This is a genomic window from Streptomyces sp. NPDC001914 (genome assembly GCF_042891215.1).
Classification (GTDB): Bacteria; Actinomycetota; Actinomycetes; order Streptomycetales; family Streptomycetaceae; genus Streptomyces.
This window is the reverse complement of record NZ_JBIASW010000001.1, coordinates 941,646-954,934: the sequence shown is the minus strand read 5'-3', so window position 1 is coordinate 954,934 and position 13,289 is coordinate 941,646. Positions and strand designations below refer to the sequence as shown.

11 protein-coding genes are annotated in these 13,289 nt (G+C 71.0%); all 11 read left to right on the top strand.

Annotated features, from left to right (window positions below; translation table 11 throughout):
- Window positions 1-180 precede the first annotated feature (180 nt).
- The 11 genes from hpnC (at window position 181) to ACFYYF_RS04405 (ending at window position 13,080) form a co-directional block, all read left to right on the top strand.
- The gene (gene hpnC, locus ACFYYF_RS04455; RefSeq protein ID WP_361676176.1) at window positions 181-1,083 is read left to right on the top strand and encodes a squalene synthase HpnC; all 903 of its coding nucleotides are present in this window, start codon (window positions 181-183) and stop codon (window positions 1,081-1,083) included.
- Window positions 1,080-2,030 carry a presqualene diphosphate synthase HpnD gene (hpnD, locus tag ACFYYF_RS04450; protein WP_388771291.1) on the top strand — a complete coding sequence of 317 codons (951 nt, stop codon included), beginning with the start codon at window positions 1,080-1,082 and terminating at the stop codon, window positions 2,028-2,030. The genes hpnC and hpnD overlap by 4 nt, the downstream gene beginning before the upstream one ends.
- On the top strand, window positions 2,031-2,186 hold the full coding sequence (locus ACFYYF_RS04445; RefSeq protein ID WP_365493084.1) for a DUF6380 family protein: 156 nt from the start codon (window positions 2,031-2,033) through the stop codon (window positions 2,184-2,186). It abuts the gene before it with no gap.
- Window positions 2,183-3,589, top strand: a complete 1,407-nt coding sequence (gene hpnE, locus ACFYYF_RS04440; protein WP_388771289.1) for a hydroxysqualene dehydroxylase HpnE — start codon at window positions 2,183-2,185, stop codon at window positions 3,587-3,589. The genes ACFYYF_RS04445 and hpnE overlap by 4 nt, the downstream gene beginning before the upstream one ends.
- Before the next feature lie 14 nt (window positions 3,590-3,603).
- Window positions 3,604-4,716 (top strand): polyprenyl synthetase family protein, encoded by a 1,113-nt coding sequence (locus ACFYYF_RS04435; RefSeq protein ID WP_365493181.1) that lies wholly within the window; start codon window positions 3,604-3,606, stop codon window positions 4,714-4,716.
- Between the two features lie 152 nt (window positions 4,717-4,868).
- A complete protein-coding gene (shc, locus tag ACFYYF_RS04430) occupies window positions 4,869-6,872 on the top strand; it encodes a squalene--hopene cyclase (protein ID WP_388771286.1) in 2,004 nt (667 codons plus the stop codon).
- Window positions 6,872-7,513, top strand: a complete 642-nt coding sequence (locus ACFYYF_RS04425) for a 1-hydroxy-2-methyl-2-butenyl 4-diphosphate reductase (RefSeq protein ID WP_388771284.1) — start codon at window positions 6,872-6,874, stop codon at window positions 7,511-7,513. Before shc ends, ACFYYF_RS04425 begins: the two co-directional genes overlap by 1 nt.
- A gap of 5 nt (window positions 7,514-7,518) precedes the next feature.
- Complete coding sequence (gene hpnH, locus ACFYYF_RS04420; protein WP_361676159.1) at window positions 7,519-8,541, top strand: adenosyl-hopene transferase HpnH; 1,023 nt, start codon at window positions 7,519-7,521, stop codon at window positions 8,539-8,541.
- A 4-nt stretch (window positions 8,542-8,545) separates the two neighbouring features.
- Entirely contained in the window at window positions 8,546-9,703 is a 1,158-nt protein-coding gene (gene ispG / locus ACFYYF_RS04415; protein ID WP_388771282.1) for a flavodoxin-dependent (E)-4-hydroxy-3-methylbut-2-enyl-diphosphate synthase, read from the top strand.
- A gap of 27 nt (window positions 9,704-9,730) precedes the next feature.
- Entirely contained in the window at window positions 9,731-11,683 is a 1,953-nt protein-coding gene (dxs, locus tag ACFYYF_RS04410; protein ID WP_388771280.1) for a 1-deoxy-D-xylulose-5-phosphate synthase, read from the top strand.
- A complete protein-coding gene (locus ACFYYF_RS04405; RefSeq protein WP_388771278.1) occupies window positions 11,680-13,080 on the top strand; it encodes an aspartate aminotransferase family protein in 1,401 nt (466 codons plus the stop codon). The genes dxs and ACFYYF_RS04405 overlap by 4 nt, the downstream gene beginning before the upstream one ends.
- The last annotated feature ends 209 nt before the right edge of the window (window positions 13,081-13,289 follow it).

Sequence of the window (13,289 nt, the reverse complement as noted above, 5' to 3'; positions counted from 1 at the left end):
CGTCAAGTAGGGCGATAATACGCGACACCCGGCACCGTCACGTCGAGCGGATCTCCGGGCGGCGTGTCCGAAATGGGCAGGGTTGGGTCGGCAGTGTAGAACGGGAGATGTGACGGCAATGGCTACGGTGACTCTCCAGCTCCGCGATGCGTGTGCCGTCCTCGCGCCGGGCGGCGAGCGGTGACCCAAGCCGGGACGGCCCGCACCGACGATCCGGAGCGCGGCACCCTCGACAAAGCCGCGGACGAGAACTTCCCCGTGGCCCCGTTCTTCCTGCCCAGGGCCTGGCGCGACGACCTCATGGCCGTGTACGGCTTCGCCCGCCTCGTGGACGACATCGGCGACGGCGACCTCGCCCCCGGTGGCGCCGACGCCCGCCTCCTCGGTGTGCCGGCCGCGGACGCCGACGACCCCCTGGTCCTGCTCGACGCGCTCGAAGCTGATCTTCACCGGGTGTTCGACTCGACCCCGCGCCACCCCCTGATGCGCAGGCTGCGGCCCACGGTGCGCCGCGCGGACCTGACCCCCGAACCGTTCCTCGGCCTGATCGCGGCCAACCGCCAGGACCAGCTCGTCAAGCGGTACGAGACCTTCGACGACCTGCTCGCCTACTGTGAACTCTCCGCGAACCCCGTCGGCCGCCTGGTCCTCTCCGTCACCGGAACCTCCACGCCCGAGCGCGTCCGCCGCTCCGACGCGGTGTGCACGGGGCTCCAGATCGTCGAGCACCTCCAGGACGTGGCCGAGGACCTGGGCCGCGACCGCGTCTACCTGCCCGCCGAGGACATGAAGCGCTTTCATGTCGTCGAAGCCGATCTCGCCGCCGCCACAGCAGGCGCATCGGTGCGAGCACTGGTTGCATACGAAGCAGAACGCGCCTTGAACCTCCTGAATGAAGGCACCCCCCTCGTGGGTAGCGTCCACGGCAGGCTGAAACTGCTGCTCGCGGGGTTCGTGGCAGGGGGGAAGGCGGCGGTCCGTGCGATCGCCGCCGCCGAATACGACGTACTACCCGGCCCGCCCAAGCCCGGCAAGCTCCAGCTGCTGCGCGAGGTGGGAGTGACTCTGCGAGGAGAGGGGTGATCCGGACCGTGGAGTCGGAACAGCACGTGTCCGCACCGGTACTCGCCGCGTACAGCTACTGCGAGGCGGTGACCGGTCAGCAGGCCCGTAATTTCGCGTACGGCATCAGGCTGCTGCCGACGTCCAAGCGCCGTGCGATGTCGGCGCTCTACGCGTTCTCGCGGCGCGTCGACGACATCGGCGACGGCACGCTGGCGCCGGACGTGAAGGGGGTGCGCCTGGAGGAGACCCGGGCGCTGCTCGCCCGCGTGCGCGCGGGCGAGGTCGCCGAGGACGACACCGACCCGGTCGCGGTCGCCCTCAGCCACACCGCCGCGTACTTCCCGGTCCCGCTCGGGGGCCTGGACGAACTCATCGACGGCGTGCTGATGGACGTACGCGGTGAGACGTACGAGACCTGGGACGACCTGAAGGTCTACTGCCGGTGCGTGGCCGGAGCGATCGGCCGGCTCTCGCTCGGGGTCTTCGGCACCGAACCGGGGGCGCGTGGCGCCGAGCGCGCTCCGGAGTACGCCGACACGCTCGGGCTCGCGCTCCAGCTCACCAACATCCTCCGGGACGTCCGCGAGGACGCCGAGGGCGGGCGCACCTACCTGCCCGCCGACGACCTGGCCAAGTTCGGCTGCTCGGCCGGGTTCGACGGGCCCACCCCGCCGCAGGGCTCGGACTTCGCGGGCCTCGTGCACTTCGAGGTGCGGCGGGCGCGTGCCCTGTTCGCCGAGGGCTACCGGCTGCTGCCCATGCTGGACCGGCGCAGCGGCGCCTGCGTCGCGGCCATGGCGGGCATCTACCGGCGGCTCCTCGACCGCATCGAGCGCGAGCCGGAGGCCGTGCTGCGCGGCCGGGTGTCCCTGCCGGGCCGCGAGAAGGCGTACGTCGCGGTGCGCGGCCTGTCCGGTCTCGACGCCCGGCATGTCTCCCGCCGCACCGTCCGGAGGCGTGTCTGAATGGACGCGTGTTTGATGGACCAAATGGACCAAGGTGATGCGGTCGGCGAAAAGCGGCAGGCAACCCTCCGGAGCCGGGCCGCGTCCCTGACTGCAACGGCCCGCCGTCGATGCTCCGACCATCGCGGTACGGCCGCAGGGGAGGGTGCGCGATGAGCGAGGTCGAGTCCACGGACGACTCCGGACGGGCCACTGCCGTGGTGATCGGCGGAGGGCTCGCCGGCATCACCGCCGCGCTCGCGCTGGCCGACGCCGGGCTCCGGGTGACGCTGCTGGAGGGCCGGCCGCGCCTCGGCGGTCTCGCGTTCTCCTTCCAGCGCGGCGAGCTCACCGTGGACAACGGACAGCACGTCTTCCTGCGCTGCTGCACCGCCTACCGCTGGTTCCTCGACCGCGTCGACGCGACCTCGCTCGCGCCCCTGCAGGATCGTCTCGACGTGCCCGTTCTCGATCTGGAGGCACCGCCGGGACGACGGCTCGGCAGGATCGGGCGCGCCGGACTGCCCGTACCGCTCCACCTCGCGCGCAGTCTCGCGACCTATCAGCACCTCTCGCTCGCCGAGCGCGCCAAGGCCGGCCGTGCCGCGCTCGCGCTCAAGGGCCTGGACCTCAGCGATCCGGCACTCGACGCGCAGAACTTCGGCGACTGGCTCGCCGGGCACGGTCAGTCGCGACGTGCCGTCGAAGCACTGTGGGACCTCGTGGGGGTCGCCACCCTCAACGCGGTGGCCCAGGACTCCTCGCTCGGGCTCGCCGCGATGGTGTTCAAGACGGGTCTGCTGTCCGACCCGGGCGCGGCCGACATCGGCTGGGCTCGCGTCCCGCTGGGCGAACTGCACGACACCCTGGCCCGCAAGGCGCTCGACTCCGCGGGCGTACGTACCGAGATCCGTACACGAGTCACCTCCGTCTCCCCGTACGAGAACGGACGTTGGAGCGTTCAGGTTCCCGGCGAGCGCATCGACGCCGACGCCGTCGTGCTCGCCGTACCCCAGCGCGAGGCCCACGACCTGCTGCCCGAGGGAGCGCTCGACGCCCCCGGACGGCTTCTGGACATCGGCACCGCGCCGATCCTCAACGTCCACGTCGTCTACGACCGCAAGGTCCTCACCGCGCCGTTCTTCGCGGCCCTCGGCTCCCCGGTGCAGTGGGTCTTCGACCGCACCGAGGCCTCGGGGCTGCGGCAGGGCCAGTACCTCGCGCTGTCCCAGTCGGCCGCGCAGGACGAGATCGACGAGCCCGTCGCCGCGCTCCGGGAGCGGTATCTGCCGGAGCTCGAACGGCTGCTCCCCGGTGCGCGCGGCGCCGGGATCAAGGACTTCTTCGTGACCCGGGAGCGCACCGCGACGTTCGCCCCCGCCCCGGGCGTCGGGCGGCTGCGGCCCGGTGCCCGGACCAAGGCCCCCGGCCTGTACCTGGCCGGAGCGTGGACCGCCACAGGGTGGCCCGCGACCATGGAGAGTGCGGTTCGCAGTGGAGTCGGTGCGGCGGACGCCGCGCTGGACGCCCTGGGCCGGCCCCGCGACCACCTCCTCGGACTCTTCGAGGAGGCGGCATGACGCTCGACCGGAGCATGGCAGGTCCCCGCACCCCCGGTTCCGTAACAAGAGGAGAGATTGTGCCCACTGTGCCCCCGGCCGAAGCGGCTGCCGACGCGGTGGACGTGACCGCGCTCCTGGAGCGCGGCCGGACCCTGGCCACACCGGTGCTCAAGGCGGCCGTCGACCGGCTCGCACCGCCCATGGACACCGTCGCCGCCTACCACTTCGGCTGGATCGACGCCGAGGGCAACCCCGCGGACGGCGACGGCGGCAAGGCCGTGCGCCCCGCGCTCGCCGTGCTCTCCGCGCAGGCCGCCGGAGCGGTCCCCGAGGTGGGCGTCCCCGGCGCCGTCGCCGTCGAGCTGGTGCACAACTTCTCGCTGCTGCACGACGACCTCATGGACGGCGACGAACAGCGCCGCCACCGCGACACCGTCTGGAAGGTGCACGGTCCGGCCCAGGCGATCCTGGTCGGCGACGCCCTGTTCGCGCTGGCCAACGAGGTCCTGCTGGAGCTCGGCACCGTCGAGGCGGGCCGCGCCACCCGGCGCCTGACCACCGCCACCCGGGCCCTGATCGACGGTCAGGCCCAGGACATCTCCTACGAGCACCGCGACCGCGTCAGCGTCGAGGAGTGCCTGGAGATGGAGGGCAACAAGACCGGTGCCCTGCTCGCCTGCGCCTGCTCCATCGGCGCGGTCCTCGGCGGCGCCGACGACCTCACCGCCGACACGCTGGAGCGCTACGGCTACCACCTCGGCCTCGCCTTCCAGGCCGTCGACGACCTCCTCGGCATCTGGGGCGACCCGGAGGCCACCGGAAAGCAGACCTGGAGCGATCTGCGCCAGCGCAAGAAGTCCCTGCCGGTCGTGGCCGCGCTCGCCGCGGGCGGACCCGCCTCCGAGCGGCTCGGCGAGCTGCTCGCCGAGGACGCCAAGGCGACCGACTTCGAGAACTTCTCCGAGGAGGAGTTCGCCGTGCGCGCCGCGCTCATCGAGGAGGCGGGCGGCCGCGAGTGGACCGCCCAGGAGGCACGCCGCCAGCACGCGATCGCCATCGAGGCGCTGGACGCCGTACCGATGCCCGAGCAGGTCCGCGCCCAGCTCGTGGCGCTGGCCGACTTCGTCGTCGTGCGGAAGAGATGATCGTTATCGGTCGAATAACCCTCGCGTAGTCGCCGGCCGGTGCCTTCCCCAAGCTTCGAACCCTGTTCGAGCGGAGGGGTATCCATCCGAACGAACGCACCGGCCGACGGCGGACCCACAGCAGAGACACACCACTGCACGAAGGGGAAGCCATGACAGCGACGACCGACGGAAGCACCGGGGCCCTGCCGCCCCGCGCTGCCTCGGCCAGCGAAGACCAGGACCAGACGACTCCCGAGGCGGCCGGGACAGTCGAGACCCGAGACGTCGCCACGCGCGCCATGGAGCGCGCCACGGACTTCCTGCTCGCGCGGCAGGACGCCCAGGGCTGGTGGAAGGGCGACCTCGAGACGAACGTCACCATGGACGCCGAGGACCTGCTGCTCCGCCAGTTCCTGGGCATCCGCGACGAGCCGACCACCCGCGGCGCGGCGCTGTTCATCCGCGGCGAGCAGCGCGAGGACGGCACCTGGTCCTCGTTCTACGGCGGTCCGGGCGAGATCTCCACCACCATCGAGGCGTACGTCGCCCTGCGGCTGGCCGGGGACGACCCGGACGCCGCGCACATGGCGAAGGCCGCCGCGTGGATCCGCGAGCGCGGCGGCATCGCCGCGGCCCGTGTCTTCACCCGGATCTGGCTCGCCCTCTTCGGCTGGTGGAAGTGGGACGACCTCCCCGAACTCCCGCCGGAGCTCATCTACTTCCCCAAGTGGATGCCGCTGAACATCTACGACTTCGGCTGCTGGGCGCGGCAGACCATCGTGCCGCTCACGATCGTCTCGGCCACGCGGCCGGTGCGGCCCGCGCCGTTCCCGCTGGACGAGCTGCACGCCGACGCCGAGCGCCCCAACCCCGCCAGGCCCCTAGCCCCGATGGCGAGTTGGGACGGCGTCTTCCAGCGCCTGGACAAGGCCCTGCACCAGTACCGCAAGGTCGCGCCGCGCGCGTTGCGCAGAGCCGCGATGAACACCGCCGGCCGCTGGATCATCGAGCGCCAGGAGAACGACGGCTGCTGGGGCGGCATCCAGCCTCCGGCCGTCTACTCGGTCATCGCGCTGCATCTGCTCGGCTACGACCTCGAACACCCGGTGATGCGCGAGGGGCTGGCCTCGCTAAACCGTTTCGCCGTGTGGCGCGAGGACGGAGCCCGGATGATCGAGGCCTGTCAGTCGCCGGTGTGGGACACGTGCCTCGCCACCATCGCGCTGGCCGACGCGGGAGTGCCCGCCGACCACCCGCAGCTCGTCAAGGCCGTGGACTGGATGCTCGGCGAGGAGATCGTCCGGCCCGGCGACTGGTCGGTCAAGCGGCCCCAACTGCCGCCGGGGGGCTGGGCGTTCGAGTTCCACAACGACAACTACCCCGACATCGACGACACCGCGGAGGTCGTCCTCGCACTGCGCCGCGTCCGGCACCACGACCCGGACCGCGTCGAGAACGCCATCGGACGCGGGGTCCGCTGGAATCTCGGCATGCAGTCCAAGGACGGCGGCTGGGGCGCGTTCGACGTCGACAACACCAGCGCCTTCCCCAACCGGCTGCCGTTCTGCGACTTCGGGGAGGTGATCGACCCGCCCTCCGCGGACGTGACCGCACACGTGGTGGAGATGCTGGCGGTCGAGGGGCTGACCCAGGACCCGCGCACCCGCCGGGGCATCGAGTGGCTGCTCTCCCACCAGGAGCCGAACGGTTCCTGGTTCGGGCGCTGGGGCGTCAACTACGTCTACGGAACGGGGTCGGTGGTCCCGGCGCTCGTGGCGGCGGGACTGCCCGGATCGCACCCGGCGATCCGCCGGGCGGTGGCCTGGCTGGAGTCCGTGCAGAACGACGACGGCGGCTGGGGCGAGGACCTGCGCTCCTACTACGACATCGCCGGATGGAGCGGACGCGGCGCCTCGACCGCCTCGCAGACAGGCTGGGCGCTGCTCGCCCTGCTCGCCGCGGGGGAGGCCGAGTCCAAGGCGACCGAGCGCGGGGTGGTGTGGCTCACCGAGACACAGCTTCCCGACGGCACCTGGGACGAGCCGTACTTCACGGGGACCGGCTTCCCGTGGGACTTCTCGATCAACTACCACCTCTACCGTCACGTCTTCCCGCTCACGGCGCTCGGCCGCTACGTCCACGGGGAGCCCTTCTCCGCGGTGAAGGGGCGCTGATGGACAGCCTGCCCGCCCCGGACCCGCTCCTGATCGCCTGCGCGCTCGGTATCGAGCACCTCGCCCTGCGCAGCGGAGACCGGAGCGGCGCCGGCGGGCCGGTCACCGTGCTGCGCACCGGCATGGGGCCCAGGGCGGCCGACCGGTCGGTCACCCGGGTGCTGGCCGACCCGGCGCTGTCCGGAGCCGCCGTGCTCGCCACCGGCTTCTGCGCCGGCCTCGCCCCGGGCATGCACCCCGGCGACCTGGTCGTCGCCGAGGAGACCCGGGACCCGGGCGGCACCACGCCGTGCGTGGGCACGGATCTGCTGGTCAAGGAGCTCGCCCGGGCCGTGCCGGGCCGCACCGTCCACACCGGGCCGCTCACCGGCTCCGATCACGTGGTGCGCGGTCACGAGCGCGCCGATCTGTTCGCCACCGGCGCCATCGCCGTGGACATGGAGTCGGCGGCCACCCTGCTCGGCGCGGTCCGCTCGGGGATCCGTCCCGTTGCGGCCGTCCGGGTGGTCGTGGATGCTCCAGAACATGAACTCGTCCGAATCGGCACGTTCCGCGGTGGAATATCAGCCTTCCGCGTTCTTCGTGCCGTACTTCCCGCTTTTTTCGAATGGCACCGTTCTTTGTCGCTCCCTCGGAGGTGAGCCGTATGGCCATGCCGCTTCGGCAGTCCATGAAGGTCGCTGCATACCTGTTTGAACAGAAGCTTCGGAAACGGGACAAGTTCGCCCTGCTCGTCGAGCTGGAGCCGCTGTTCGCGTGCAACCTCGCGTGCGAGGGCTGCGGCAAGATCCAGCACCCCGCCGGCGTGCTCAAGCAGCGCATGCCGGTCGCCCAAGCGGTGGGTGCGGTCCTCGAATCCGGTGCGCCGATGGTGTCCATCGCCGGCGGCGAGCCGCTGATGCACCCTCAGATCGACGAGATCGTACGGCAGTTGGTGGCCAAGAAGAAGTTCGTCTTCCTCTGCACCAACGCCCTGCTGATGCGCAAGAAGATGGACAAGTTCAAGCCCTCGCCGTACTTCGCCTGGGCCGTGCACATCGACGGGCTGCGTGAGCGGCACGACGAGTCGGTCGCGAAGGAAGGCGTCTTCGACGAGGCCGTCGAGGCGATCAAGGAGGCCAAGCGCCGCGGCTTCCGCGTCACCACCAACTCCACCTTCTTCAACACCGACACCCCGCAGACCGTCATCGAGGTGCTGAACTACCTCAACGACGACCTCAAGGTCGACGAGATGATGCTCTCGCCCGCCTACGCCTACGAGAAGGCGCCCGACCAGGAGCACTTCCTCGGGGTCCAGCAGACCCGGGAACTGTTCAAGAAGGCCTTCGCGGGCGGCAACCGGCGCCGCTGGAGGCTCAACCAGAGCCCGCTCTTCCTGGACTTCCTGGAGGGCAAGGTCGACTTCCCGTGCACCGCGTGGGCGATCCCCAGCTACTCGCTCTTCGGCTGGCAGCGGCCCTGCTACCTGATGAGCGACGGGTACGTGCAGACGTACAGGCAGCTCCTGGAGGAGACCGACTGGGACTCCTACGGCCGCGGCAAGGACGACCGGTGCGCCAACTGCATGGCGCACTGCGGCTACGAGCCGACCGCCGTCCTCGCCACGATGGGCTCGCTCAAGGAATCCATCCGGGCCGCCCGCGAGACCTTCACGGAAAGCCGCGGGTGACCTCATGACCGCCGTTTCCCTGGGCCTCCCCGAGGTACCGGTCCAGCCGATCGCGGAGCGCCGTGTCGCGCGGCGCATCCAGGTCGGACCGGTGGCGGTCGGCGGCGGGGCGCCCGTGTCCGTCCAGTCGATGACCACGACCCGGACGTCGGACGTCGGCGCCACACTTCAGCAGATCGCGGAGCTGACCGCGTCCGGCTGCCAGATCGTGCGGGTCGCCTGCCCCACGCAGGACGACGCCGACGCCCTCGCGACCATCGCCGCGAAGTCGCAGATCCCGGTGATCGCGGACATCCACTTCCAGCCGAAGTACGTCTTCGCGGCGATCGAGGCCGGCTGCGCGGCCGTCCGCGTCAATCCGGGCAACATCAAGCAGTTCGACGACAAGGTGAGGGAGATCGCGCAGGCCGCGCGGGACGCCGGGACCCCGATCCGCATCGGCGTGAACGCGGGCTCGCTCGACAGGCGGCTGCTCCAGAAGTACGGCAAGGCCACGCCCGAGGCGCTGGTCGAGTCCGCGCTGTGGGAGGCGTCCCTCTTCGAGGAGCACGGCTTCCGTGACATCAAGATCTCGGTCAAGCACAACGACCCCGTGGTCATGGTGAACGCCTACCGTCAGCTCGCCGCGGCCTGCGACTACCCGCTGCACCTCGGTGTGACCGAGGCGGGGCCGGCCTTCCAGGGCACGATCAAGTCGGCCGTGGCCTTCGGCGCCCTGCTCTCCGAGGGCATCGGCGACACCATCCGGGTCTCGCTGAGCGCGCCGCCCGCCGAGGAGGTCAAGGTCGGCATCCAGATCCTGGAGTCGCTCGGACTGCGGCAGCGGCGGCTGGAGATCGTCTCCTGCCCGTCCTGCGGGCGCGCCCAGGTCGACGTCTACAAGCTGGCCGACGAGGTCACCGCCGGCCTGGAAGGCATGGAGGTCCCGTTGCGCGTCGCGGTCATGGGCTGCGTCGTGAACGGCCCCGGCGAGGCACGAGAGGCGGATCTGGGGGTCGCCTCCGGCAACGGCAAGGGGCAGATCTTCGTCAAGGGCGAGGTCATCAAGACCGTCGCCGAGTCGAAGATCGTCGAGACCCTCATCGACGAGGCGATGAAGATCGCCGAGCAGATGGAGAACGACGGCGTCGCGTCCGGGGAACCGGCCGTCACCGTGAGCTGATCAGCACGGACCGAGAGGGGGCCCGACGTGACGATTCTGGAGAACATCCGGGGACCACGCGACCTGAAGGCGCTGTCCGAGGCGGAAATCGGTGAACTGGCCGAAGAGGTGAGGGAGTTCCTGGTGCACGCGGTCGCCAGGACCGGCGGTCACCTCGGACCCAACCTGGGAGTGGTGGAGCTGTCCATCGCCCTCCACCGGGTCTTCGAGTCGCCCTTCGACCGCATCCTGTGGGACACCGGCCATCAGAGCTACGTACACAAACTGCTGACAGGGCGTCAGGACTTCTCCAAGCTGCGAGGCAAGGGAGGCCTCTCCGGCTACCCCTCCCGCGAGGAGTCCGAGCACGACATCATCGAGAACAGCCACGCCTCCACGGCGCTCGGCTGGGCCGACGGGCTCGCCAAGGCCCGGCAGGTGCAGGGCGGGAAGGGCCACGTCGTCGCGGTCATCGGCGACGGCGCGCTGACCGGCGGCATGGCCTGGGAGGCGCTGAACAACATCGCCGCGGCCAAGGACCGGCCCCTGATCATCGTCGTCAACGACAACGAACGCTCGTACGCGCCCACCATCGGCGGCCTCGCCAACCACCTCGCGACCCTGCGCACCACCGACAGCTACGAACAGGTCCTCGCCTGGGGCAAGCAGGTCCTGCTGCACACCCCCCTCGTCGGCAACACCATCTACGAGTCCCTGCACGGCGCGAAGAAGGGCTTCAAGGACGCCTTCGCGCCCCAGGGCATGTTCGAGGACCTGGGACTCAAGTACGTCGGACCCATCGACGGCCACGACGTGGGAGCCGTGGAGTCCGCGCTGCGCCGCGCCAAGCGCTTCCACGGGCCCGTGCTCATCCACTGTCTGACCGAGAAGGGGCGCGGCTACGAACCCGCGCTCGCGCACGAGGAGGACCACTTCCACACCGTCGGTGTGATGAACCCGCTCACCTGCGAACCCCTGGCACCGTCCAACGGCCCGTCCTGGACCTCCGTGTTCGGCGACGAGATCGTCAGCATCGGCGAGGAGCGCGCGGACGTCGTGGCCATCACGGCGGCCATGCTGCATCCGGTCGGCCTCGGCAAGTTCGCCGAGAGGTTCCCCGACCGGGTGTGGGACGTCGGCATCGCCGAGCAGCACGCCACGGTCTCCGCGGCCGGACTCGCGACCGGCGGCCTGCATCCCGTCGTCGCCGTGTACGCGACCTTCCTCAACCGGGCCTTCGACCAGCTGCTCATGGACGTCGCGCTGCACCGCTGCGGTGTGACCTTCGTCCTCGACCGGGCCGGGATCACCGGCGTCGACGGCGCCTCGCACAACGGCATGTGGGACATGTCGATCCTCCAGGTCGTCCCCGGCCTCAGGATCGCCGCGCCCCGCGACGCCGACCAGCTCAGGGCCCAGCTCCGGGAGGCGGTCGCCGTGGACGACGCGCCGACCCTGATCCGCTTCCCGAAGGAGTCCGTCGGCCCGGTGATCCCCGCGGTGGACCGGGTGGGCGGCCTCGACGTCCTGCACCGGGGCGAGCGGCCCGAGGTCCTGCTCGTCGCGGTCGGCGTCATGGCCCCGGTCTGCCTGCAGACCGCCGACCTGCTGGAGGCCCGCGGCATCGGCTGCACCGTCGTCGACCCGCGCTGGGTCAAGCCAGTCGACCCGGACCTGCCCCGCCTCGCCGCCGGGCACCGGCTCGTCGCCGTCGTCGAGGACAACAGCCGGGCCTCGGGCGTCGGCGCCGCCGTCGCGCTGGCCCTCGGCGACGCCGAGGTCGACGTGCCCGTGAGACGGTTCGGCATCCCCGAGCAGTTCCTCGCGCACGCCAAACGGTCCGAGGTCCTGGCCGACATCGGTCTCACGCCCGTGGAGATCGCCGGACGGATCAGCGCCGGGCTGGCCATCAGGGACGAACGGGCCAAGGCCGCGTACGAGCTGACGGAGGCCGCCGGCCGGCCGGCCGAGGAACAGTCGTCCAAGGAGAAACAGGAATGACCGACCCTGCCCAGAAGGGGGAGTTCGACCTCGGCGCGCTCCTCGCCGAGCGCGGAGCCGAGCGCTACGAACTGCACACGAAGTACCTGAACCACCAGCTCCCGCGCATGCTGCACACCATCGGCTTCGACAAGGTCTACGAACGGGCCGAGGGCGCGCACTTCTGGGACGCCGACGGCGACGACTACCTGGACATGCTCGCCGGCTTCGGGGTGATGGGCCTCGGCCGCCACCACCCCGTCGTCCGGCGCGCCCTGCACGACGTCCTCGACGCCCAGCTCGCCGACCTCACCCGCTTCGACTGCCAGCCGCTGCCGGGCCTGCTCGCGGAGCGACTGCTCACCCACAGTCCGCACCTGGACCGGGTGTTCTTCGGCAACAGCGGCACGGAGGCCGTCGAGACCGCGCTGAAGTTCGCCCGGTACGCCACCGGCAGGCCGAGGATCCTGTACTGCGCGCACGCCTTCCACGGACTGACCACCGGTTCCCTGTCGGTGAACGGCGAGGACGGCTTCCGCGACGGCTTCGCGCCGCTGCTGCCCGACACGGCCGTCCCCCTCGGCGATCTCGACGCCCTCGCCCGGGAGCTGAGGAAGGGCGACGTCGCCGCGCTCATCGTCGAGCCCATCCAGGGCAAGGGCGTCCACGAGTCCCCGCCCGGATATCTGCGCGCCGCCCAGGAACTGCTGCACCGGCACAAGGCGCTGCTCATCGCGGACGAGGTGCAGACCGGCCTCGGCCGCACCGGGGACTTCTACGCCTACCAGCACGAGGAGGGCGTCGAACCGGACCTGGTGTGTGTCGCCAAGGCGCTGTCCGGCGGCTATGTTCCGGTGGGCGCGACCCTCGGGAAGGACTGGATCTTCAAGAAGGTCTACTCGTCCATGGACCGGGTCCTCGTGCACTCCGCGAGCTTCGGCTCCAACGCGCAGGCCATGGCGGCGGGTCTCGCGGTCCTGTCCGTGATGGAGAACGAGCAGATCGTCGCGAACGCCCGCGTCACCGGAGAACTGCTGAAATCCCGGCTGGCGGCCCTGGTCGACCGCTACGAGTTGCTGAGCGAGGTGCGCGGGCGGGGTCTGATGATCGGCATCGAGTTCGGCCGGCCCGCGTCGCTCAAGCTGCGCAGCCGCTGGACCATGCTCCAGGCCGCGCGCAAGGGGCTCTTCGCGCAGATGGTCGTCGTGCCGCTGCTCCAGCGGCACCGGATCCTCACCCAGGTCTCCGGCGACCACCTGGAGGTGATCAAGCTGATCCCGCCGCTGGTGATCGACGAGGGGGACGTCGACCGGTTCGTGGAGGCCTTCACCGCGGTGATGGAGGACGCGCACAACGGCGGCGGGCTGATGTGGGACTTCGGCAAGACACTGGTGAAACAGGCGGTCGCGAACCGCTGAGCCCGAGCCGTACCGGCGGCCGCCGCGAGCGGCACCGGTACGGCCGGGCGAGCGGGCCTTGGGCGTGGCCGCGAGGGGCCGGGGTGTGGGCCGTGGCTGGGCTGGGCGGCCCGACGTGCCGCCGGGCAAGGAGCCGGCCCGGGGTGTGGCTGGGCGAGGGGACGGGCGTAGGGGCCTCTTTGTCTCTGAGGCAAGAAAATTGCCGCTGA